We start from the raw sequence: 23930 nt of genomic DNA on the forward strand, positions 1-23930 counted from the left end.
AGAGCGCAATGACCAATTCAGTGGATCACGAAGAGCTCGCTCTGTTTCGGGCCTCTGTTATCAAAGCCCTTGAAACAGAAGTTGCGCCCCATTACGAGGCCTGGGAGAAATCCGGGCTTGTTCCCCGTGAACTCTGGAACACGTTTGGCGATGCCGGCATGTTGTGTGTGGATATTCCGGAAGATTGCGGCGGCTGTGGCGCACCTTTCCAGTACTCGGTGGTGGTCGGCGAAGAGCTGGCCCGCATGGGGTTTGGTGCGCTCTCCACCAACGTGATGGTGCATTCGGACATTGTGGCACCTTACATCAGCCATCTGGGTAACGAGGCCCAGAAGCAGCAGTGGCTGCCTAAAATGGTCTCTGGTGAAGTGGTTGGCGCTATCGCCATGACCGAGCCAGGTGCCGGCAGCGATCTACAGGCTATGCGCACCAGTGCGGTTCGGGATGGCGACGACTATATTCTGAACGGTTCGAAAACCTTTATCACCAATGGCCAGCACGCTGACCTGGTGATTGTTGCCGCAAAAACTGACCCTGCTGCGGGTGCAAAGGGCATCAGCCTGTTTCTGGTAGATACCAGCCTGCCGGGTTACAGCAAAGGGCGGAATCTCGACAAGATAGGACAGCACAGCGGCGACACCTCCGAACTGTTCTTTTCCGATATGCGTGTACCGGCATCAGCGCTGATCGGCGAGGAAGGCAAAGGTTTTGTCTATCTGATGCAGGAATTGCCACGGGAGCGACTGGTGATCGGGGCGCTCGGCGTAGCAGCTGCAAGGGGAGCGCTGGATCTCACCATAGCCTACGCCCACGAGCGGGAACTGTTCGGGCAGAAGCTGGCGCAAATCCAGAATACCCGCTTTGAAATCGCCCGCATGGAAACCGATTACCAGGTTAACAAGGCGTTCGTGGCCCAGTGCATCCGCCAGTATGAAGCGGGTGAACTGGATGCGCCAACGGCTTCCATGGCCAAGTACAGCGCGACGGAAATGCAATGCCGCGTGGCAGATGGCTGCCTGCAGTTGTTTGGCGGTTATGGCTACACCACAGAATACCCCATTTCCCGTGCGTTTATGGATGCCCGTGTTCAGCGCATTTATGGCGGCACGTCGGAAGTCATGAAAGAAATCATTGCCCGCTCCGTTCTGGGACGAGTCTGAAATCAGTGAGGTTTGAATATGAGCGATAACAGCGTTGTAATTGCTGGCTCCGCACGCACACCCATGGGTGGCCTGATGGGGTCTTTGAGTTCCGTACGCTCTCCGGAGTTGGGTGCCGTTGCCATCAAGGCCGCCATTGAACGCAGTGGTCTGCAGCCGGCGGACATTCAGGAAGTAATTATGGGTTGCGTACTGCCGGGTGGCCTGGGCCAGGCGCCGGCCCGCCAGGCATCCCGCGCTTCCGGCATTCCGGACAGCTCCGGCTGCACCACCGTGAACAAGATGTGCGGTTCCGGGATGCAGGCGGTGATTCTGGCCCATGATCAGATCAAGGCGGGTACCAACAGCATTATGATTGCCGGGGGCATGGAAAACATGAGCCAGGCGCCCTACCTGTTACCCAAAGCACGAGAAGGCTTTCGCATGGGCCACGGGCAGGTGATGGACAGCATGTTCCTGGACGGCCTGGAAGACGCCTACGAAGGCGGCCTGATGGGCACCTTCGCCCAGCGTTCTGCCGATCAATACAATATCACCCGTGAGGCGATGGATGAATTTGCCATCGGCTCGCTGAACAAAGCGCTGGCGGCCATCGAGAATGGCTGGTGCAAACCTGAAATTGCAGCCGTAACGGTTTCTGGCCGTCGTGGTGACACCCTGGTGGATACGGATGAGCAGCCAGGCAACGCCAAACCAGAAAAAATCCCTACGTTAAAACCGGCATTTGCCAAAGACGGCACGGTTACCGCCGCCAACTCCAGCTCCATCAGTGACGGGGCCTCAGCGCTGGTTCTGGCCTCCGCTGAGGAGGCAAAAGCCCGCGGCCTGAAGGTTCAGGCGAAGATTGTCGCCCACGCTACACACGCCCGGTTGCCGGCCGAGTTCACACTCGCACCCATCGGTGCTATCGAGAAGGTGTTAACAAAGGCAGGCTGGAACAAGGACGATGTGGATCTGTTTGAGATCAACGAAGCCTTTGCAGTGGTTTCTTTGCTGGCCATTAACGAACTGGGTCTGGACGCGGAGAAAGTGAACATCTACGGCGGTGCCTGTGCTCTCGGGCATCCGATAGGGTCATCCGGTTCCCGTATTATAGTGACGCTCATCAACGCCCTGAAGCAGAACGGCATGAAGCGCGGTGTCGCGTCCCTGTGTATAGGCGGCGGTGAGGCAACTGCGGTTGCTGTGGAGTTGGTCTGAGCCGGTCAGTACTGGTGTCGGCTCTGGCATTCCTTATGGTTGAGCCGGCGCATTGACCAGAGCCCCAAAACCGGGCCAGGCAAAAGCCAAAGCGTTACCCAGGAGCCCTGGTATTCCCAAAGATTACTGGTGATCCAGATTGCTGGTATGGTTAACGCGAAGCCTATGGCGTTCATAACGGCCAGTGATGCACCAACATGTTCTCTGGGTGCGGCAGATGCCGCCAGTGCGGAAAACTGGGGTGAGTCGGCTATAACGGTGATGCCCCAGAGCATCAGCAGAATCAGCAAAGCTCCGGGTGGTGCCCAGGTAAGAAAAGGGTAGGCCAGGCAGATGGTTCCCGATATCGCCAGGGCCCGGTTTGCCACCCATTGGTTTCCAAGCCTTGGGCTGAGCCTGCCGCCTCCCACGCAACCGAAAAAACCCACTGCGATCACGGTGAACGACAGCAGAGGAACCAGTGCCGGTGTTGCCTGCATTCGAAGGACTTCTCTGGTGGTCAGCAAAGGTGTCAGCGTCCAGAAAGCATAAAGCTCCCAGCAATGGCCGAAGTAGCCACCTGCCACTGCCCGAAATCTTGGCGATGCGAGCCCGGACAAACCGCTTCGCAACCGGGTTTTTGCCGCCGTCATGGGCAGGTGGGGACCGTCTCCCAAAAGCAGAATCAGCGCCCCTCCCACAAGAGCCAATGCAGAGGAACCCAGCAACGGCCATTGCCAGGGCAGCCCCGACGTTATGCCACGCAACAGGTGGGGCATGGCGGTGCCGAGGGTTAACATACCAACCAGCCAGGCCAGCGCCGTGCCTGTGTGTTTAGGTGTCCAGCCAATAACAAGCTTCATTCCCAAAGGGTAGATACCGGCAAGGCAAAGGCCCGTCAGAAAACGCATGACAAGGTCTAGCGGCGGGGAGGCCACTGTGAATACAAAGCCGGCGTTCACCAGGGCGCCAAGCAGGCTGGAGCATGCAAAAATATAGCTGGCCCGGTAACGGTCGGCCAACCCTGTAATGGCGATCCCCAGAGTGCCAGAAATGAAGCCTGCCTGAACGGTGAGTGTCAGATAGCCGAGATCTGATTCAGACAGCCCCAGTTCCCGGGCGAGGGACAACCAGACACCGTTGATGCTGAACCATAACGAGGTACCGCAAAGCTGCGCCAGAACAATGACGAGCAGCGGTTGGCGCTGCAAGGTGTTGCGGAGCATCACGGGGTTCTCTTGTCCTTGTTCTGGCGTGTCAGGCTGTGCAACCTACTGCCGGCACTATGGCTGGGGAGGTTAGCATAACCTCTGCCACAGTATGCAGCTTTTCCAGCTGCGACTGGAGCATGGTTACTGGCCGGGCACCCTGCACGGTCAGGATGATATCCAGAGTATCGTCTGCGGTTTCCACTCCCATTCTCTCAATCCGGAAACCACGGACACGAACAACCTGGCACAGGCGCTCAAGCGCGGCTGCTTCGTGGTTCATGCGGCAGGTGATGGTATAGCTGGGTGCTTTACTGCTGGTCTTGGTGGTCATGCCGTTTTCTCCTGTTTGTCCGCTGCGGGGCGGCGGATTTCATCAATCATTTCCTTGTTACTTCCGCCTGGCTTCACGATAGGCCAGACGTTTTCTTCACGGGCAATGGCCACGTGCAGCAGCATGGGGCCGTTGTAGGCCAGTATGGTTTCAATGCCGCGCCGGACCTGATCTGTGCGCTCAATTTTCAGGGCAGGAATGTCGAACGCCCGGGCCATGGCAACAAAATCCGGGTTATCGTCGAGGTTGATCTGGCTTTCCCGGTTGTTATAAAACAGCTCCTGTTGCTGGCGTACCATGCCCAGGCACTGGTTATCCATGATGATCAGCTTCAGGGGCAGGTGGTAGCGGCGAATGGTGGCCAACTCCTGGGCATTCATCATGAAGGAACCGTCGCCGGTCACGTTTATAACGGTGCTTTCACGATTGGCAAACTGGGCGCCGATAGCCGCCGGCAAACCAAAACCCATTGTGCCGAGGCCACCACTGGTCAGGTGATGGCGTGGGTGGTCAAACTGGTAGTGTTGGGCAACCCACATCTGATGCTGGCCAACGTCGCACGCAATGATTGTGTCGTCCGGCGCAATCCGGGAAAGCTGTCGAATAAACGCGGGGCCGGTAATGGGAGCAAGCGGCTCCTCGTTGTCTGCCACCGGAAAGCCGCCGGTCGTATGCCAGGTCTGGCATTGTTTGCGCCATTCGCTGATCGCCAGAGGTGTTTCCCGCAGTGCCTGTGTCAGCTTGCCCAGAATCGTGTTCAGATCACCGCGAACCGCAACCTCTGCGCTCCGCAGTTTGTTGATTTCGGAGGCGTCTGCGTCAATATGAATCAACCTGGCATTGGGCGCGAAGGTATCCAGCCTGCCCGTGGCGCGGTCGTCCAGGCGGGCACCGATAACCAGTAGCAGATCACACTCGTCTACCGCACGGTTGGCGGCACGGGAACCGTGCATGCCCAGCATCCCGAGGTTGTACGCACTGTGTTTGCCCGGGTTTCCTATACCCTTGAGGGTTACTACCGAGGGCAGCCCTGTACACTCAACAAACTCCCGGAAGCTGGCTTCCGCATGGGCCAGGCTGATGCCCCCGCCGCTGTAAAGCAGCGGTTTACGGGCCTTGCGCAGCAGGATCAAGGCATCCTGAATATCGGGGCAGGCTGCACGCGGTTGTGCCGGAGTGCTCATGGGCGCCGCAACCGCGTCTTCCAGTAATATGTTCTTAGGGATATCAATCCATACGGGCCCGGGGCGGCCACTTTGGGTCAACTCCATGGCTTCTTCCAGAATGGCAGGCAGTTGGTCTGCGCGCTCAACCAGATAGCTGTGTTTTACGATGCCAAGGGTCATGCCCAGAACATCGGTTTCCTGAAAACCGTCGGTGCCGATCAGTTCCGTTGGAACCTGGCCGGTAATAACCAGCATCGGGATGGAATCCCGGTGCGCATTGGCAACGCCGGTTATCAGGTTGGTAGCGCCGGGGCCGGACGTTGCGATGCAAACACCCGGTTTTCCGCTGGCCCGGGCATAACCGTCTGCGGCCAGGGCGCAGGCCTGCTCATGGCGACAAAGCACGTGCTCTACGCGATCATCGTCTACCAGGGCATCGTATAGCGGCATGATGCAGCCACCCGGGTAACCAAAAACCGTCTGGATGTTGTGGCGATGGAACGCTTCAAGAATGTGCTGTGCGCCGTTCATTGTGCTATTTCCTGTTTTTTCTTCCGTAAAAAAGAAACCCCCGGGACCTTTCGGTGCCGGGGGTTTCTGGTGTTTTTGTCAGGTTTGTCGCTATCTCACCCGCTTATCCACGCAAAAGCCCCCGGAAGGTACCACTACCACCAGGATGAGCTTTGCAAGAAGGATTACTGCGTTGAGATTCATAAAATCGACAATCTGCTCTGAATTCGTAAAAAGATTCTGTGTAGAATCTACCCCACGATTTGAACAGGTTGCAACCGTTTCATTGATTTTTTTCCGGAAAGGTCATTTTCCAGATCCTCATTCACCGATTTCAGGCTGTGTAGGTACTTAATGAGTAAAGCAAAATGGAGTTCACTCGGGTTGTCGGTGGTGGTTGTGATTGTTCTGGCTATCTGGATGGCAACGGGCGATATCAAGGTTGCGAAAACCAAAGCGCCGGCGCAGCAGGAGACCGGGCAACAGGAGCGTACCAGGGTTCAGGTGACAACACTTAATGCACAGTTGTATGAGCCGGGGCTTTTGCTTCAGGGCCAACTGGAGCCGTGGAATGCCGTTACCGTGGCCGCCCGGGTGGCGGGCACCGTTGAAACCGTCCACGTTGATTCCGGCGATACCGTAGAAGCCGGTGAGGCGCTTCTGACCCTGTCTGAAGATGGCCGCGGCGCGGGAGTGGAGCGCTGGCAGGCGCGGGTCAAAAAGCTGGAGGCGGATTTGTCTGCCGCGCGAAAACTGGGCTCCCGGGACCTGGCATCGCAATCAGACATTCTCACTGTGGAAAGCGAACTGGCAGCAGCCCGGGCGGAATTGAAGAGCGCCCGGCTTGCGGTTGCTCACCTCAAACCCCAAGCGCCGTTTGCGGGCGTGATAAACGCCAGACACGTTGATGTGGGCAGCCTGGTTCAGGTGGGTTCGCCCTTGTATGAGCTGGTTCGTATTGACCGGCTCAAGGCCAAAGGGCAGGTGCCGCAGCAGTCCGTTGCACAAGTGGCGCCGGGCCAGAAGGTGCGGGTGCGGCCCCTGGACGGCGAGGCGCTGGATGGTGTGGTTACCTTTGTAGCCAGTGCGGCAAACCCGGAAACCCGGAGTTTTGCCGTAGAGATTGCGGTGGAGAATCCCGGGCACAAGCGTATTGCCGGTGGCAGCGCCAACCTTCGGGTTGCCCTGGGTGATGTCCGCGCCATGTTTATTTCCCCTGCCTACCTTTCTCTCGGGGACGGCGGTCGCCCTGGTGTGAAGTACGTTGATGAGCAGAACAGGGTTGTTTTCCGCACGGTGACGTTGCTGAGTGTGTCCACTGAAGGCGCCTGGGTTACAGGGCTGCCGGATGAAATTCGCCTGATTACCCGTGGTGCAGGGTTTGTCAGTGAGGGCGAGCACGTCGAGCCCGTAAACGTTGCCCAAGAGCGGGGCTGAGCAATATGCGCGCACTTGTGTTTGCAGCCATCGACCGCAGCCGCACCACCCTGCTTGCCCTGTTATTTCTGACCCTGGGTGGCATTGCAGCCTTCCAGGTGATTCCCCGGGAAGCAAACCCGGACGTAACCATTCCCATAATATATATTTCCATGTCGCTGGAGGGCATAAGCCCGGAAGATGCGGAACGGCTGCTGGTGCGCCCCATGGAGCAGGAGTTACGCTCACTTGAAGGCATCAAGGAAATGCGTGGCACCGCATCCGAGGGGCACGCCTCAGTGATGCTGGAATTTGACGCCGGTTTTGATCCGGACACAGCCCTGCAGGATGTCCGTGAGAAAGTGGATACGGCACGTAACAAACTCCCCCGGGAAGCCGACGAGCCCCGGGTGAATGAGATCAACGTTTCGCTGTTCCCGGTTCTCTCCATAGGTCTCTCCGGCCCATTGGCAGAGCGGGAGTTGATCACAATTGCACGCGGGCTTCAGGACGCCATTGAAGCGATTCCCGAGGTGCTTGAGGTGGAAATCGGTGGCGACCGTGAGGACCTGCTGGAAATTGTTGTTAATCCTCAGGTGCTGGAAGGCTACGGCATAGATTTCGACCGCCTCAGTAACCTGGTCACCCGCAACAACCAGTTGGTGGCCGCCGGGTCGCTGGATACCGGCAATGGCCGCATGGCGCTGAAAGTGCCCGGTGTTATCGAGAATATCGAAGATGTGATGTCCATGCCGATCAAGGTGGATGGCGACACAGTAGTGACCTTCGGTGATGTCGCCATGCTGCACCGAACCTTTAAGGATCCCACGGGATTTGCGCGTATCAACGGTGAGCCGGCTCTTGTTCTGGAGGTGTCCAAGCGCACCGGTGCCAACATCATTGAAACCGTCGCTGAGATACGGGATCTGATCAAACGGGCCAAACCGCAACTGCCGGATTCCCTCGACATCCGCTACATCATGGATCAGTCAGACGACGTCGAGGATATTCTCAGCGATCTGCTCAACAACGTACTCACTGCCATCGTGCTGGTTATCATCATCATTATTGCGGCCATGGGGCCGCGTTCGGCGCTTCTCGTTGGCCTCACCATCCCGGGCGCGTTCCTTACCGGCATTCTGGTTATCTGGGCCATGGGGCTCACTCTCAATATCGTGGTTCTGTTCAGCCTCATTCTGGTTGCAGGCATGCTGGTGGACGGCGCGATTGTGGTCTCGGAACTGGCAGACCGAAACCTGTCTGACGGGCACAGTGTCAGGAATGCCTGGGCAGAGTCCGCAAGCCGCATGGCCTGGCCGATTATTGCATCGACGGCGACCACACTTGCCGTGTTTGTGCCACTTCTGTTCTGGCCCGGTGTGGTGGGGGAGTTTATGAAGTTCCTGCCCATTACCGTAATCATCTGCCTGGTTGCTTCTCTCGCCATGGCCCTGGTGTTTTTGCCGGTTCTGGGGAGCGTAAGCGGGGGTCGTCGTGCCCGCACGGTCAGTGAAAGCGGGCGAATGATGCACGGTTATCGCCGCGTGCTTTCCACACTCCTGTCATATCCCGGCCTCACGCTGGTGGGTGTGCTTGGCGTGGTTGTAGTGATCTATATTGCCTACGGCAAGTTCAATTATGGTATCGAGTTTTTTCCCAGTGTGGAGCCGGATTCCGCCCAGGTACAGGTTCGTGCCCGGGGAGATTTGTCGGTTATGGAGCGGGATGCCATTGTGCGGCAGGTCGAGCGTCGTTTACAGGGCATGCCGGAAGTAAAAGCGGTTTACGCGCGCTCCATGCTGAACGCCAGCACGCAAATGGCACCGGATGTGATCGGAGTGCTGCAGTTCCAGTTTACCGACTGGTTTACCCGGCGCCCGGCCAGCGCCATTCTGCAGGACTTCATGGTGCGCACGGAGGATATTCCGGGTATTGAGCTGGAGTTTCGCAAGCAGGAAAGCGGCCCGGCTGGTGGCAAGCCGATAGAGTTGCAGATAAGCAGTCGCGACAGCAGCAAGCTTAACGGGTATGTGGACCAGATCGAAAGCCGGATGCGCGCCCTGGGTGGCTTTATGGATATTGAGGATGACCGCAGCCTGCCGGGTATTGAATGGCGCCTGGAAGTGGACCGGGAGGCTGCTGCGCGTTTCGGAACCGATGTGCTTAGCATTGGCAGTGCCGTGCGCCTGGTTACCAATGGCCTGGTGCTGGCAACCTACCGGCCTGAAGATGTCCGGGACGAAGTAGACATTGCTGTTCGGGTTCCCAACAACTGGCGCGAGTTGGACCATTTGCAACGCCAGACGATCAATACGGCCCGAGGGCAGGTGCCATTGTCGCAGTTTCTTGATCTGCAGCCGGGGGACAAGACCGGCAGTATTTCCCGGGTGGATGGTCAGCGCACGGTTACCATCAAGTCCGATGTGCAGCCGGGCGAGCAAGTGGACAGCCTGCTGAAAGCGCTTCAGGCTGAACTGCCGGAAGCACCGGAGGGCGTGTCGGTAAAGTTCGCCGGCGAAAACGAAGACCAGCAGCAGGCGGCAAATTTTCTGGTGACTGCATTTGTGGTGGCCATTGCCATGATGCTGCTCATTCTGGTGACCCAGTTCAACTCTCTGTACCAGAGCTTCCTGATTCTGTCGGCGATCGTACTCTCCACAGCCGGGGTCCTTCTGGGATTGTTGCTCAACGCCCAGCCCTTTGGAATCGTCATGGTGGGCATGGGCATTATCGCGCTGGCGGGTATTGTGGTGAATAACAACATCATCCTGATTGATACCTACAACCAGATGAAAAAGGAAGGTATGGGCGCCTACGAGGCGGCGCTGGAAACCAGTTGCCTGCGTTTGCGCCCGGTGCTGCTTACGGCAATTACCACCGTGCTGGGGCTGATGCCGATGGTTCTGAGTATCAACGTCAACCTGCTGGCGCCTTCGCTCGGCCTGGGCGCGCCATCAACGCAGTGGTGGGCGCAACTTTCCAGTGCCATTGCCGGGGGCCTGGCATTCGCCACCATTCTGACATTGTTGCTGACACCGGCGATGCTGGTGCTGGGTGAACGGGCAGGGCAGTTTGTCCGCAGGCAATCTGGTCGCGCTGGCCCCGGCGGCCAGTCACCAGAGTGAGTACTCGGATTCCAGGGCGAACGCAAGCTGTAACAGTGTGCGCTCATCACCGTGCTTGCCCATGAGCTGAACTGAAACCGGCAGGTTCTCGGGTGTCAGGGCCATGGGCACGGATATGGCCGGCGTGCCGGTAACGTTTGCCAGGGGCGTGAAATTGGCATACCGGGTAAGGCGATCAAACAGCGTATCAAAAGGCACGTTCGGGCTGAGGTGGCCGAGTCTGGGTGTGGTGTGGCCCAGCACCGGCGTTAACACCGCATCAAAATCCGTCATGGCCCTGGCGTACTCGAATCTGGCGCGACGCAAACGCCAGAGCACCGCTGGCATCTTCCAGAATCCTCGCCTGAACATCCTGTCCAGGCCCTGGGTCAGGCCGTCAACCCGCCGTTTATCAAAGTCCGGATGGGCTAATTTGCGACCGTTGAGCTTCATGCCAAAGGCCAGCAACGCCCAGTACATCGCAAAATCGTCCGGGAAACTGGAGTTTACCGGCGTTGCCACGGGCTCAATACTGTGCCCCTGGGCCTCCAGTTTCCGGGCGGTGGCTTCGACGGTGTTTCGCGTCATCTCGTCGGTTTTGTGGCCGTTGATGGAATCTAGAACCAGACCAATCCGCAGCCGTTTTTCCGGCGCACCTTCCACCTTGCCCACGGCGGGCAGTTTCGGGTTCCGGTAATAGCGTTCAGCCTGGTAGATGAAATTGGCGGTGTCCCTTACCGAGCGGGTAACTACGCCGTCACTGACAATGTTGATGGGCAGGGACTTGGCGGCATCGTTGTCAATGACACGCCCGCGGGATGGCTTCAACCCCACCAGCCCGCAGCATGCTGCGGGAATTCGTATGGAGCCGCCACCATCGTTGGCATGGGCAATGGGAACCGCGCCGCTTGCAACCAGCGCGGCCGAGCCGCCCGAGGAGGCGCCGGTGGAATACGCAAGGTTCCAGGGGTTGCGGCTGGGAGCATCATGGGCGGGCTCGGTTGAGGCATTAAACCCGAACTCGGGCATGGTGCTTTTGCCCAGGCAGAGAAATCCCTGGGCCAGCAGTTGCTGTGCGAACGGGCTGGTGTGTTTTACCGGATGACCGGCAGGGATTGCCTCTGAGCCCTGGCCCGTGGGCATTCCTGCCACATCAGTGTTGTCTTTGATAAAGGTGGGCACGCCCGTGAAGAAAGGCGCGTCTGCCAGGCTATCCTCCGCATCCAGTTTTGCCGCGGCTTTCAGCATCTGCTCATAGCGTTCCGCAACAACACTATGAACCAGTGGTTCGGCTTTGTGTAGCCGGTCAATGGCGGCCTGGATCAGCTCGGTAACCGACACATCCCGGCTCCGGATGCGTTCAGCCAGAGCGGTCGCATCATCGTTCCCGAGAGCGTCGTTGGTGAACGTACTGGCGGTTTTCGGGGAATCAGAAACAGGCATTCGAGGTGTCTCCATTATTGTTTGCCACCGTTCCTTGGTCGGACGGTTTATCGGGGAGCTACTTTACTCGAACGCAAAAGGTCAGGACATGTCATTTCAGGTATGAGTTCACAAGCCCGTTATTAACCGGGCTTGCAAAGCGGGAGCATACAGACGGGCCTGTCAGAAATCACGAATCAGGCGCTTTTTTTGCGGGATTCCCGGATAACATCGTAGGCGTGGGTGATTTCCTGTGTGCGCTCTTCTGCCATCTCTCGCATGCTTTCCGGAAGGCCGCGGCCCGCAAGTTTGTCCGGGTGGTTCTCGCTCATCAGTTTGCGGTAGACCTTCTTCAGTTCAGCGTCGCTGATGGAGGGGGCTACACCCATAACCCTGTAGGCATCGTCGGTTTGCTGGGCGGTAGAACGCCGGCTTCCGGTTTGGCCTGCATGGGCTCCGCGCAGCATGGCTTCCAGCTGATCAACCTGGCTTTCCGGCAGGCCAAGGCCACGGGCAATGCGCACCAGCATTTCGTGTTCGGCCGGGTGAACCACCCCGTCTGCTGCAACCGCCGAAACCTGCACCTGAAGAAACATCTGCAGAAAGGCTGGCTGGCGACCACTGATGCGCAGAAAATGCGCCAATTCGGCATCGAGATCAAAATCTTCGGCTTTACCGCGGCTGAACGCGGCCTTGGCAGTTTCTCTCTGGGCTTCATTCAGGCGAAAGCGGACGAACATGGCTTCCGCCATCTGTATTTCGTCTTTCGAGACAACGCCATCAGCTTTGCAAAGGGCGCCCATGACCGCAAAAACAGATTCAATAAAGCCGGATTGAATGCTCTGAAGTTTGCCAATCAGGCGGCTTTTGGCACGGTTAAGCAGAAAGGCACCAAGGGCGGCTCCCACCAGAAAACCGGGGAACTTGCCAAAGGCGTAACCAATCAGACCACCGATGATCATTGCAAACAGCATCAAAATGTCCTTACGGGATAGTGGAACAGACCACAGAATATACGTGTTTTTTTGCGGATCTTCATGAACAGGCTTTCATTCAGGGCCCCGGTTTTCCTCTGTGCCGGTGAGTCGTTGTTTTTTTCATGTTAATTTTTACGGGTTTAAAGGCGCCGCATATGACCTTCGATATGTTTGCTGACCAACCTCCGGAAACGACAACCGAGACCCTCTCTGAGGGAGCCTTTGTGCTCAGGCAGTTCGCGTCGGGAAAAGGTCAGCGACTGCTGGACGAGATAGAAAAAATAACAGCAAGCGCTCCATTGCGGCACATGAAAACTCCCGGCGGGCACAGCATGTCCGTAGCCATGAGTTGTTGTGGAAGCTGGGGCTGGGTAACCGATGCGGGCGGGTACCGTTACCAGACCACGGACCCCTGCTCCGGTGCCTCCTGGCCGGCAATGCCGCCGGTTTTTACCGGTTTGGCCAGGTCGGCTGCGCTTGCGGTCGGGTATGCGGATTTCACACCGGACTCATGCCTCATCAATCGCTATGAACCGGGTTCAAAAATGGGGCTGCATCAGGACAAGGATGAGCAGGATCTCGCGCAGCCGATTGTGTCGGTCTCTCTCGGCTTGCCCCAGGTGTTTCAGTTTGGCGGGTTGGCTCGGCGCGAGCGGCCTGCCAGCATTCCCCTGAGCCACGGGGATGTGGTGGTCTGGGGCGGGCCTTCCCGGTTACGGTACCACGGAGTGCTTACCCTGAAAGCCGGAGTGCATCCCCTGACCGGGCCCTGGCGCTACAATCTCACCTTCCGCTGCGCCCGTTAGCGGGTTGCCGGGCTACTGGAGCCAGGCCACCAATAGCCCCGCCCCCAACGACAGCAGCATGGGCCCGGCCACATAGAACCCTGTTTGCCGGTTACCGACAATCCAGGCCATACCGGATTTGACCAGATTGTTAGTGGCCGCGGCAATAACAATACCGAGAACCGCAGTATCCATGGCCAGGCCGTTATTGGACATGCGGGTAAGGGACAGGGTAATCGCATCTACGTCTGCAATGCCCGAGGTGGCCGCCAGCATGTAGATACCGGTATCCCCCAGCCAGTTTTTCAGAAAGTCGCCAAGCAGCAAAATGGCCGTTAGCAGTATGCCGAACACCAGTGCCGATTTGAGCTCCAGCGGGTTCTGCCCCGGGGTAGGCTGGCTTATCCGGTTTGTACCGGAATTTCTGTGCCAGATGAAAATTGCCGGCACATAGAGCAGCAATGTCATCACTGCCACGGGCCAGACAAGGCTGGGTAGCAGCGCGCGGTTGATAACGAAGCAGTACACCAGTATGCGCGGGAACATGGTGCCGCAGGCAATCAGGATGCCGGTAGCGAATTGTGCATTCAGCGCCGGGTACCGGTCGGCCTGGCGGGCAAAATGCAGCGTTAGTGCGGTGGAGGAACTCAGGCCCGCAAACAGGCTGGTAAACAGGATGCCCTTGCTGGTGCCCGCCATCCGCATGGCGAAATAACCCACGAAGGAGATGGATGCAATCATTACCACCATCCACCAGATTTCCCGGGGATTGAGCACGCCACCGGGGCCCATTTTTTCATTGGGCAGTAACGGCAGCATTACCACGGAAATAACCAGCAGTTTGAGCGCTGCATCCAGTTCGTGGGCCTGGAGCTTCTGTACCCAGCCGTGAATTTCTTCCTTGTTGTCCAGAATAATCGCGGTGATTACCGCCGCAGTGGTTGCCATCACCGGGTCTACCGCCACCGCTATGGCGCCGAAGCAGAAGGTCAGTACCATGCTGACCATACCGGTAATGCTGAAGTTGCGGATGTGATCGAGCCGTTCGCTGTAGGCCACAATGGACATGGCTACCACGCTCAACAGCAGAACAGGAAAGGTACAAACGGTGATTTCCTGCGCCAGAACCACAGAAATTCCGCCCAGCAGGCCGATAAGAGAAAACGTGCGAATACCGGCAATACGCTCACCGGATTTCTGCTCGCGGGCTCCCCAACCGCGCTCGAGGCCTATGATGGCACCCAGCAGCAGTGCAACAGCAAGGTTCAGCGTGGTCTGGTTGGCAGCTAGAAACTGGGATGCAACATCGTCCATGAACGGGTGAACTCCTTCAGGATCATCAGTGAGGCATGAGCGCCAATGATACCAGTCCGTGGGGCGCAGGGGCACAGGCACCCTTACGCCTACCCCGGCATTTTGATAGACTTCGCGCCCTTTATTTTGCCGAAGCGTTTTTCCGACCCCAGCCTCGGTAACCCGTTTTTTCACGCAATAGTGCTGCCAGCCGGATATTTGAAACTATGGTAAATACTCTGAAAGCCAACTGGTTTTCCAACACCAAGGGTGATTTGCTCGCCGGAATTGTGGTTGCCCTCGCGCTGATTCCCGAAGCAATTGCGTTCTCGATCATCGCCGGGGTAGACCCCAAAGTCGGGCTTTACGCCTCCTTCTGCATCGCGGTAATCATTGCCTTCGTAGGCGGTCGCCCGGGCATGATTTCGGCGGCTACCGGCGCCATGGCGCTGCTGATGGTTACGCTGGTAAAAGAACATGGCCTGGAATATCTGATGGCGGCAACCCTGCTTACCGGGGTCATTCAGATCCTGGCCGGTGTGTTGAAACTGGGCAGCCTTATGCGGTTTGTATCCCGCTCGGTTGTTACCGGCTTTGTGAATGCGCTTGCCATCCTGATCTTCATGGCCCAGCTGCCTGAGCTGACGAACGTAACCTGGCACGTATACGCCATGACCGCTGCCGGCTTGGGTATTATCTACCTTTTCCCCTATGTGCCTGTGGTGGGCAAAATGTTGCCATCGCCACTGATCTGTATCGTTGTTCTCACCGTTGTTGCCGTATGGTTCAACATCGACGTGCGCACCGTCGGCGACATGGGCGAACTGCCGGATACCCTGCCCGTTTTTCTCTGGCCGGATGTACCGCTGAACCTCGAAACCCTGATGATCATTCTGCCGTATTCCATACCTCTTGCGGTGGTCGGTTTGCTGGAGTCCATGATGACGGCCACCATCGTGGATGACCTTACCGATACGGAAAGCGATCGCAACCGCGAGTGCCGGGGGCAGGGCATCGCCAACATCGGGTCCGGCCTGTTTGGCGGCATGGCGGGCTGTGCAATGATTGGCCAGTCGGTTATCAATATAAAGTCCGGTGGCCGAACCCGGCTTTCAACGCTCACGGCGGGCGTGTTTCTCATGGTCATGATTCTGATTCTGGATGACATCCTGGTGCAGATCCCCATGGCGGCGCTGGTGGCTGTAATGATCATGGTGTCTATTGGTACCTTCTCCTGGGAATCCATCCGTAACCTGAGAAAACACCCGCTCTCGACCAATATCGTCATGCTGGTAACCGTTTGCGTGGTGGTTGCAACCCACAATCTGGCATTGGGTGTGTTTGCCGGGGTATTGCTTGCCTCTCTGTTTTTTGCCAACAAGATCGGGCATTTTATGGAGGTTCAATCCACCCTGGATGAAACCACCAATACCCGCACCTACACTGTAATGGGGCAGGTGTTTTTCAGTTCGTCTGAAAAATTCGTTGCCGCGTTTGATTTCCGCGAGGTGGTGGATAAAGTGGTCATAGATGTGAGCCGCGCCCACTTCTGGGACATTACTGCCGTGGGTGCGCTGGATAAAGTTGTTATCAAGTTCCGTCGTGACGGCGCGGAAGTGGAAGTCATTGGCATGAACAAGGCCAGCGCTACCATTGTTGACCGTTTTGGCGTGCACGATAAGCCGGAAGGTATTGATCAACTGATGGGCCATTAAGTATGCAAGACACGACCGCGAATTCCCAAGCCAACAACCAGGACACGCTGCAGGTTGTAGCCTGTGTTGACGGATCCAGCGCGGCACCGGCGGTATGCGATTACGCCGCCTGGGCCAGTACCTACATGAACTCACCACTGACCCTGCTGCATGTGCTTGATGAAGAACGCTACCCATCGGAGCCGGATCTGGCGGGTAACATTGGCCTGGGCAGCCGCGAGCATTTGCTTGACGAGCTGGCACAACTGGATCGCAAGAGGGCCAAGCTGGCTCTGGAACACGGTAATCACCTGCTGGATGAGGCTGCCCACAGGCTGCAGAAAGCCGGTATCAGTGACATCAAAAAACGTCAGCGCCACGGAGATCTGACCGAATCGCTGCTGGCCATGCAGGAGGAAGTACGCTTGCTGGTCATGGGGCTGCATGGGGAAAGCAGTTCCGATCGCGACCAGCGCATTGGCAGCCAGCTGGAAACGGTCATACGCAGCATGAGCCGGCCCATTCTTCTGGTGCCCAATGAGTTTACCACTCCCAAAAGCGCCATGCTGGCCTTTGATGGCAGCGCCACGGCGTTTCGTGGCGTTGAGCACTTGGCGGCCAGCCCGGTGCTCAAGGGCATGCCCCTGCATCTGGTGATGGTTGGCAGCGAAACACCGGAAGCCATGGCTCAGCTCCGCAAGGCGGAATCCATGCTGGCGCCGCTGGAGTCGGAAATCACCCTGGCTATCCGCAGCGGCGATGTAGAGCGGGTGCTACACAGCTACCAGGATGAATTCGATATCGATATTCTGGTGATGGGGGCATACGGCCACTCGAAAATCCGCCGCTTTTTACTGGGCAGTACAACCACCAGTATGCTGAACACGGCCAAAACGCCCTTGGTAATTCTGCGCTAAAAGCGGCTGTTTACCGCTGAGTGCATAAAAAAAGGCGAAGCATGAAGCCTGCTTCGCCTTTTCCGGAGCGCGCTTAAACAGTTGTTGCCGGCTCAGAGCCCGAGCTTTTCTGCCACGTAATCCGCGTCTTTATCACCACGGCCGGAAAGGTTAATCAGTATTGACTGCTCCGGGGACAGGTTTGGTGCTTCCTTTATGGCCCAGGCAACGGCATGGGCACTTTCCAGGGCAGGAATAATGCCTTCCACCCGCGACAGCATCATAAATGCATCCAGGCATTCGGTGTCTGTAGCGCAGGCATACTCCACGCGCCCCAGATCCTTGAGATAGCTATGCTGCGGGCCACTGCCCGGGTAGTCCAGGCCGGACGCTATGGAGTAGACCGGTTGCGGGTTACCCTCATCGTCTTCAAGAACATAACAGGCCATGCCATGGATCTGGCCGGGTTTGCCCAGAGTCATGGTTGCGGCATGATGATCCGTGTCCAGGCCTTCACCAGCCGGTTCTACGCCCACCAGCCTGACGCTTTCATCATTCAGGAAAGCCGTGAAAATTCCTATAGCGTTGGAACCACCACCCACGCAGGCCGCTATGTAATCCGGCAGCTTGTTGTAGCGCTCCAGAAACTGCGCACGGGCCTCGCGACCAACAACGGACTGAAAATCGCGAACCATACCGGGGAAGGGGTGCGGGCCGACCACAGAACCAATGGCGTAAATAAAATTCTGAGGGTCTTTCAGGTACTCGTCAAAGGCGCTGTCCACAGCGTCTTTCAGGGTGGCGGTACCGCGGGTAACCGGAATCAGCGTGGCGCCAAGGATTTTCATCTTGGTCACATTCGGATGCTCTTTGGCGATATCCACCGTACCCATGTGAATCTCACAGGGAATGCCCACCAGAGCACAGGCCGTTGCCAGGGCCACGCCGTGCTGGCCGGCGCCGGTCTCGGCAATCACCTTGGTTTTGCCCATGAACTTCGCCAGCAAGGCTTCGCCCAGGCAGTGATTGATCTTGTGAGCGCCGGTATGGTTAAGATCTTCCCGCTTCAGGTAAATGCGTGCGCCACCGAGTTTTTCGGACAGCCGGCGTGCGTAGAAAACCGGGCTGGGCCGGCCTACATAATCCGCCAGCAAGTAAGCCAGTTCGTCCTGAAAATCCTTGCGCTGGCGGATCTCCTGGTAGGCTGCACTGATTTCGTCCATTACCTGTTTCAGTTCCGGCGGCACGAACTGCCCGCCGTATTTTCCAAAAAAACCCTGTGCGTCTGGCAGGTTATCGTAGGGGGAAGGCGTGCTCATAAACAGTGTCTCTTTTGAAATGATGGAGCAATAATAGCGTCCCGTTCGTGGTCACTCAATGCCGGTGGCAACTGGGCAGGGAGACAGCGTTATCAGGTCAGACTGCTTGCCCTGCCGCTACCCCCGAAGCCCAGGCCCATTGGAAATTATGCCCGCCCAAGTGCCCCGTTACGTCTACAACCTCGCCGATGAAATACAAATTCGGATGCTCCAGCGCCGCCATGGTTTTTGAGGAAAGCTGACGGGTGTCTACACCGCCCAGTGTCACTTCGGCCGTTCGATAGCCTTCGGTTCCAGCCGGTTTGACTGTCCACCGCCCAAGCGTTTCCGAGACCTGTTCAAGGTCACTGTTCCTGTAGCCCTGAAGCGGGCCACTCCAGCCATAAATATCGTTAAAAGCCTGGGCAAAACGTCTGGGCAGGTGTTGGGCCAGATAATGAACAATCGTGGATTGCGGCTTTTGTTTGCGCAGGGAAACCAGATCGTCGTGGATATTGCGATCCGGAAGCAGGTTGATGGTCAACGCGTCGCCAGGCTGCCAGAAGCTGGAGATCTGCAGCATCGAAGGCCCGCTAAGGCCCCGATGCGTGACCAGCATGGGTTCGCGGAAATGATGATTATTGCAGGCCGCATCCACCGGGCAGCTGACGCCTGAGAGAGGTGCAAGCTGCTGCTTCAGTTCCGGGTGCAGGGTGAAGGGCACCAGCCCGGCCCGGGTGGGCAGAACCCTGAGGCCGAACTGCCGGGCAACCTCGTAACCGAACCCTGTGGCGCCCATGGTGGGGATGGACAAGCCTCCACTGGCGATGACCAGAGATTCGCAGGTGAGGGTGCCAGCACTGGTATCCACACGGTAATGGTTGGTTTCTTTGGCGATGCCTTTCACGCTGGTGTTCATGCGGATTTCGGCACCTGCCCAGTCACATTCAGTCAGTAGCATAGTGACTATATCTTTCGCGCTGTCTTTGCAGAACAGTTGGCCAGCAGCTTTCTCTTCATGCTCAATGCCGTGGCGCTCAACAAGATCCAGAAAGTTCTGCGGCGTGTAACGCTTGAGGGCGGAAATACAGAAACGTGGGTTGTCGGAGAGAAAATTGGCAGGCGTGCTGTTGAGGTTGGTGAAGTTACAGCGCCCGCCACCGGACATGAGGATCTTTTTGCCGGGCTTGTTGGCATGATCAACAACCAGCACCTTGCGCCCGCGATAGCCGGCGGTCGCAGCACACATCAGGCCGGCGGCGCCGGCACCGATAATGATTACGTCGTACTGGTTGCTGGAACTTGCCGTCATTACTGCCCGCCGATTGAAACATTTGGCGCGCAGTATACCAGTCTCAGGGCTGCTGTATGGCGTAGTGGTGAGCCTTGTAACTGGCAAACTGCTCCAGCTCGCGCTCACTGTAAAAATGTAGCTCGGGCAGTGGTTTATTGTAGGTGATTACCCAGTGTTCCGCGTCTGTCCGGTTCACAGAAAACCCGAGGTCTTGCAGCCATTGCTGGCTGGTTTTGTCTTTCGCGTTGAATAGCGACGGAGCGTCAGGTTGCAGGCCAAAAAGATTATTGCGGGTTGCTGCCAGAGCGTGAATGTTTGCTATGCCCATTATGAAACTCCTGCTTCTGTTTGCGATGTTGTTATTGTCCTTCTTTGCTGACAGCCATAACAGATTCAGATAATCTGTTTTTGAACCGGTACAGAAGGATCGGATCATCATCTGTACTGGTCGGTTTTTGCGGCATCTGTACCCTTTCGGTCTGATGCTGATCTGTTGCAGCAGGTGCCCTGGCTGTCCGCGTGGGGCGAAGGCTTTTCTGATTCGGTGAGGCAGATGGGATGGGCGTTCTATATAACCAGGTGGCAGACAGGCTACAGGCGCTGATCAGGGACGGGGTTTACCGGGACGGGGATCGCCTGCCCGGTGTGCGGATACTGAGCAAGCAGTTTGATGTCAGTATTTCAACAGTGCTGCAGGCACATCAGACCCTGGAAGCCCGGGGGTATCTTGAGGCCCGGGAGCGTAGTGGCTATTTCGTGCGCTTGCCTGTGGTTGATGCCCCGGAGCCGGTAATGCACAGGCATCGTAGCCGCCCGGTTCCGGTCACCGCGCGGGAGATGACCCTTGAGTTGTGTGCCGATGAGCAAAAGCGCATGGTGCCGCTGGCAACCGCCATTCCGCATGCGGATTACCTGCCGCTGCGGCAGATCCAGCAGTGCACGCTGTGGGCTGCACGGCGTGGCCTTGAAACCCTGGATTACGCCTTTCCCGGTAAGGAATCGTTTCGCAGGCAGATTGCCCAGCGTATGGCCTCCGTGGGCGTTCCGGTTACGCCTGATGATGTGCTGGTTACCAACGGCGCCCAGGAAGCTATTATTCTCGGTTTGCGCGCCGTTACCCAGCCCGGGGACATAGTGGCGGTTGAGTCACCCTCGTTTCCTGGGATTCTGCAGGCCCTGGAAGTGGTCGGGCTGCGGGCGATAGAGATCCCAACCCACCCGTCCGACGGTCTCAGCCTTGAAGGCCTGCAGTTGGCGCTGGAGCAGTGGCCCCTGAAAGCCTGTGTGGTGGTAACCAACCACAGTAACCCCATGGGCGCCCGAATGCCGGATGAACGTAAGAAGCAACTGGTGTCCATGCTTGCCGCCGCTGGCGTGCCGTTGATAGAGGATGATATATACGGAGACCTCTACCACACAGGCGAAAGGCCGAGGCCTGCCAAGGCCTTTGACCGTTCGGACAACGTGATCTACTGCAATTCATTTTCAAAGACCATTTCTCCCGGGCTGAGGTTGGGCTGGATGTTACCGGGGCGCTACATGGCCAGCGCCAGGCAACAAAAGTACTTTTCCAACCTGGCGACCTCTTCCATTCCGCAACTGGCGGTTGCGCATTTTCTCGAACAGGGCGGCTATGATCGTTATCTGCGCTCTGCCCGCCAGAATTACCGGGAGGCGACGGAACGTATGAGAGCGGCCGTGGCTCGGTCGTTCCCTTCTGGTACGGCGGTGAGCAGGCCGCAGGGTGGTTTTGTGCTCTGGGTGCAGATGCCTGCGGAGGTTTCGGGAACCCGGGTTTATCACCGCGCCCGTGAAGAGAATATCAATGTAGCTCCGGGGCTGATGTTTTCGATCTCGGACAAGTTCGAATCCTGCCTGCGACTGAACGGCGGCAACCCTTGGAGCGAACGCATAGACCAGGCAATTGCCCGGCTTGGGGCGCTGGCACATGAGGAGCTTGCCCGGCGCTGATACAGGGCGCATGGCGGCTGCATGGCTCAGGGCTGAATGCGAAGATTGAGCGGGTCCACAAGGCCGGCAGTGATGGCTATGCCCGTAACATCCGGTAAACGATCGGCGCCCAGTCGCTTCATTACCCGGGCGCGGTACAGGTCAACGGTCTTCACGCTGACTCCCAGTTGATCGGCGATTTCCCGGCTGGTGTAGCCCTGGGCCATGGGCAGAAAAACATCCCGCTCCCTGCGAGTGAGGGATGCAATAAGTGCATCGGTATTATCGTCGCCCGGCGCCGGTTGGCTGGATTGCTGCCGGTTCTGCAGTGCCTGCTGTACGCTGTCCAGAAGAAGCTGTTCGTTGAAGGGTTTCTCGATAAAGTCGAAAGCGCCGGATTTGAACGCGCGTACCACAATGGGCACATCTGCATGCCCGGAAACAAAGATGATGGGCAGTTCAACACCTCGTTTTTGCAGTTCTTCCTGCACGTTAAGACCGCCAAGGCCCGGCATGCGCACGTCCAGCACCACACAGCCACCGGGGCTATCGCCCAGGGCCTCAAGAAATTTGCGACCGTCACTGAATGCCCGCACCTTCAATCCGACCGACTCCAGCAGCCATTGCGTGGACTCCAGCATGCCTGCGTCGTCGTCAACAATGTAAACGGTGGTTGCGTTAGGGGCAGCTTGATCACTCATCAGGTGAATTCTCCGTCAATGGTTTGCGTCGTGTTGCCAGTGCGGCAGGGAAGCGACAGATCAGCGTCAGGCCGCCGGCAGAAGCTGGCCTGGCATCGAGAAAACCGCCAAAGCCTTCGATAATCGACCGGCTCATGGAGAGCCCCAGTCCCAGGCCATGGGATTTGCGGGTGTAAAATGGCTGAAACATCTGTCGAATGCCTTCCTCGTCAAGGCCGGGGCCCTCATCCGTCACTTCAATCAGCGTTTCGCCGCTCCCGGTTACGTGGGCCGAGAGTATCAGCCGGGAACCTGCCTTGCCCCCGTGATGGCTGCGTGCCTCCAGATTGGCCTCAATGCCGTTACGAATCAGGTTGATCAGCACCTGTTCCAGCAGCATGGGATCTGCGGTGATGATGGGGTCCTGCTCAACAGGTGTACAAAGGATCTCTACCTGATTTTTGTCTGCTTCCCACTGGCAAAGCCGGGCGACATTGGTGAGTGTCTGTGCCAGGGAAACGTCGACAGAACGTTTCTGGCCTTTGCGCAGGAAGGAACGCAGGCGCCGTATGACCTCCGAGGCGCGGTTGGCATGATGGATAACTTTCCGGAGACCGTCGTCCACACGCTCCAGATGCTCCGGGTTCGTCGTCGCGCTTTTCAGGTAACGCTGGCTGGCGCTGGCAAAGTTGACGATGGTTGCCAATGGCTGGTTCATTTCGTGGGCGATGCTGGAGGCGAGTTCGCCCAGTGTGGCCAACCGAGCGGCGCGTTCAAGTTCGTCGGCCAGCCTGCGGCTGTTTTCTTCCGACTCGACTCTCGCCGAGATGTCTCTGGATACACTGATGACCTCAATCACCGCACCCGTGTAGGTTTCCCGGATGGCCCGGCTTGCGATCTCGAACCATCGTTTGCTGCCATCACGGTGAGTGATATCCAGGGTCATGGTGGCGTAGCCGTCATCTCTGAGCCGGTTATGGGCTTCGATCAGCTTGGCCGCTGCATTTTCGCTGGGGAATATGTCCTCGAGCCGTTTCCCCCGGAGTTCTTCGGGCCAGTAACCCAGCAGGCGCCAGGAGGCCTGGGTGGCATCAATAAAGCGCCCGTCCGGAGAATGCCGTGAAATAAGATCGGTGGTGTTTTCGGTAATCAGGCGATAGAGCCGGTTGGACCGGATGGCCTGATCCCGTAGTTGAATATCGTGCGTGGCCACCCGGCCCCGGGCCAACACCTGGCTGGTTTGCAGACAGGGGATAAACGTCCACAGAAGGGTGGTGCTGTCGGTTCGCGCCTCCACATCCTCAATTGCCCGTGCCTGCTGCAGCGCTGCGCTGACCAGTGCACGGACATTCAGCGGGAGCAGGCCGGCAGGGCCGTCGAGGTTTTTCTCCTTCCACAATTCTTGCGCAGCCTGGTTGCTCCGCAGGGTATTTGCGGATTTATCCAGTATCAGGCCTGGTTGCGGGTCTGCGTCTGACAGGCTAAAACCCATAGTGGTGACAGGATCTCTTGCTGAGAAGTTTGTATAGTATTTGTACTATAATACGTTGGTGCAATTTCTATA

19 protein-coding genes are annotated in these 23930 nt (G+C 57.5%); 8 read left to right on the forward strand and 11 right to left on the reverse strand.

Translation table 11 applies throughout. The features are described from left to right. The first annotated feature begins 8 nt into the window (after positions 1–8). Entirely contained in the window at positions 9–1160 is a 1152-nt protein-coding gene (locus tag CDH48_RS15040; protein WP_100689595.1) for an acyl-CoA dehydrogenase family protein, read from the forward strand. A gap of 18 nt (positions 1161–1178) precedes the next feature. After that, positions 1179–2360, forward strand: a complete 1182-nt coding sequence (locus tag CDH48_RS15045) for a thiolase family protein (RefSeq protein WP_100689563.1) — start codon at positions 1179–1181, stop codon at positions 2358–2360. Positions 2361–2365: 5 nt separating this feature from the next. Here CDH48_RS15045 and CDH48_RS15050 read toward each other — a convergent pair whose 3' ends face one another. Genes CDH48_RS15050 through ilvG form a run of 3 tightly spaced genes read right to left on the reverse strand, consistent with a single transcriptional unit; the run spans position 2366 to position 5578 of the window. Continuing rightward, positions 2366–3565: an MFS transporter gene (locus tag CDH48_RS15050; protein WP_100689564.1), complete on the reverse strand. Its 1200-nt coding sequence runs from the start codon at positions 3563–3565 to the stop codon at positions 2366–2368. Between the two features lie 31 nt (positions 3566–3596). Further along, complete coding sequence (locus CDH48_RS15055) at positions 3597–3881, reverse strand: ACT domain-containing protein (protein ID WP_227521108.1); 285 nt, start codon at positions 3879–3881, stop codon at positions 3597–3599. Next, on the reverse strand, positions 3878–5578 hold the full coding sequence (ilvG, locus tag CDH48_RS15060; RefSeq protein WP_100689565.1) for an acetolactate synthase 2 catalytic subunit: 1701 nt from the start codon (positions 5576–5578) through the stop codon (positions 3878–3880). The genes CDH48_RS15055 and ilvG overlap by 4 nt, the downstream gene beginning before the upstream one ends. Positions 5579–5911: 333 nt before the next feature. Between ilvG and CDH48_RS15065 the strand changes: the two genes are divergently transcribed. Further along, complete coding sequence (locus CDH48_RS15065; protein WP_100689566.1) at positions 5912–6994, forward strand: efflux RND transporter periplasmic adaptor subunit; 1083 nt, start codon at positions 5912–5914, stop codon at positions 6992–6994. A 5-nt stretch (positions 6995–6999) separates the two neighbouring features. Continuing rightward, positions 7000–10098: an efflux RND transporter permease subunit gene (locus tag CDH48_RS15070; protein ID WP_100689567.1), complete on the forward strand. Its 3099-nt coding sequence runs from the start codon at positions 7000–7002 to the stop codon at positions 10096–10098. Here CDH48_RS15070 and CDH48_RS15075 read toward each other — a convergent pair. Both CDH48_RS15075 and djlA read right to left on the reverse strand, forming a co-directional pair. Further along, the gene (locus tag CDH48_RS15075; protein ID WP_100689568.1) at positions 10087–11520 is read right to left on the reverse strand and encodes an amidase; all 1434 of its coding nucleotides are present in this window, start codon (positions 11518–11520) and stop codon (positions 10087–10089) included. The two genes, CDH48_RS15070 and CDH48_RS15075, sit on opposite strands and share 12 nt — an antisense overlap. Before the next feature lie 176 nt (positions 11521–11696). Continuing rightward, a complete protein-coding gene (gene djlA, locus CDH48_RS15080; protein WP_100689569.1) occupies positions 11697–12473 on the reverse strand; it encodes a co-chaperone DjlA in 777 nt (258 codons plus the stop codon). Positions 12474–12631: 158 nt separating this feature from the next. Between djlA and alkB the strand changes: the two genes are divergently transcribed. Continuing rightward, on the forward strand, positions 12632–13282 hold the full coding sequence (gene alkB, locus CDH48_RS15085; RefSeq protein WP_100689570.1) for a DNA oxidative demethylase AlkB: 651 nt from the start codon (positions 12632–12634) through the stop codon (positions 13280–13282). A gap of 12 nt (positions 13283–13294) precedes the next feature. Here the strand turns inward: alkB and CDH48_RS15090 are convergent, their stop codons facing one another. Beyond that, positions 13295–14575, reverse strand: a complete 1281-nt coding sequence (locus CDH48_RS15090) for an MgtC/SapB family protein (protein ID WP_100689571.1) — start codon at positions 14573–14575, stop codon at positions 13295–13297. Between the two features lie 206 nt (positions 14576–14781). Between CDH48_RS15090 and CDH48_RS15095 the strand changes: the two genes are divergently transcribed. Further along, positions 14782–16269, forward strand: a complete 1488-nt coding sequence (locus CDH48_RS15095) for a SulP family inorganic anion transporter (RefSeq protein ID WP_100689572.1) — start codon at positions 14782–14784, stop codon at positions 16267–16269. Positions 16270–16271: 2 nt separating this feature from the next. Then, positions 16272–17165 (forward strand): universal stress protein, encoded by an 894-nt coding sequence (locus tag CDH48_RS15100; RefSeq protein ID WP_100689573.1) that lies wholly within the window; start codon positions 16272–16274, stop codon positions 17163–17165. A gap of 92 nt (positions 17166–17257) precedes the next feature. Here CDH48_RS15100 and trpB read toward each other — a convergent pair whose 3' ends face one another. From trpB to CDH48_RS15115, 3 genes are all read right to left on the reverse strand, one after another. Continuing rightward, complete coding sequence (gene trpB, locus CDH48_RS15105) at positions 17258–18463, reverse strand: tryptophan synthase subunit beta (RefSeq protein WP_100689574.1); 1206 nt, start codon at positions 18461–18463, stop codon at positions 17258–17260. A gap of 97 nt (positions 18464–18560) precedes the next feature. Beyond that, entirely contained in the window at positions 18561–19754 is a 1194-nt protein-coding gene (locus CDH48_RS15110; protein WP_100689575.1) for a BaiN/RdsA family NAD(P)/FAD-dependent oxidoreductase, read from the reverse strand. Positions 19755–19797: 43 nt separating this feature from the next. Further along, a complete protein-coding gene (locus tag CDH48_RS15115; protein ID WP_157807844.1) occupies positions 19798–20064 on the reverse strand; it encodes a hypothetical protein in 267 nt (88 codons plus the stop codon). 230 nt (positions 20065–20294) lie between these two features. Here CDH48_RS15115 and CDH48_RS15120 point away from each other — a divergent pair, with 230 nt between their 5' ends. Continuing rightward, on the forward strand, positions 20295–21707 hold the full coding sequence (locus tag CDH48_RS15120) for an aminotransferase-like domain-containing protein (protein WP_100689577.1): 1413 nt from the start codon (positions 20295–20297) through the stop codon (positions 21705–21707). A gap of 26 nt (positions 21708–21733) precedes the next feature. On the opposite strand, the gene CDH48_RS15125 is transcribed toward CDH48_RS15120, so the two are convergent. Together CDH48_RS15125 and CDH48_RS15130 are read right to left on the reverse strand one after the other, a co-directional pair. Then, a complete protein-coding gene (locus CDH48_RS15125; protein ID WP_100689578.1) occupies positions 21734–22387 on the reverse strand; it encodes a response regulator transcription factor in 654 nt (217 codons plus the stop codon). After that, positions 22380–23858, reverse strand: a complete 1479-nt coding sequence (locus CDH48_RS15130) for a sensor histidine kinase (protein WP_100689579.1) — start codon at positions 23856–23858, stop codon at positions 22380–22382. The genes CDH48_RS15125 and CDH48_RS15130 overlap by 8 nt, the downstream gene beginning before the upstream one ends. Positions 23859–23930: the final 72 nt, after the last annotated feature.

This window comes from Marinobacter aromaticivorans (assembly GCF_002806975.1).
In the GTDB taxonomy this organism is placed as follows: domain Bacteria; phylum Pseudomonadota; class Gammaproteobacteria; order Pseudomonadales; family Oleiphilaceae; genus Marinobacter; species Marinobacter aromaticivorans.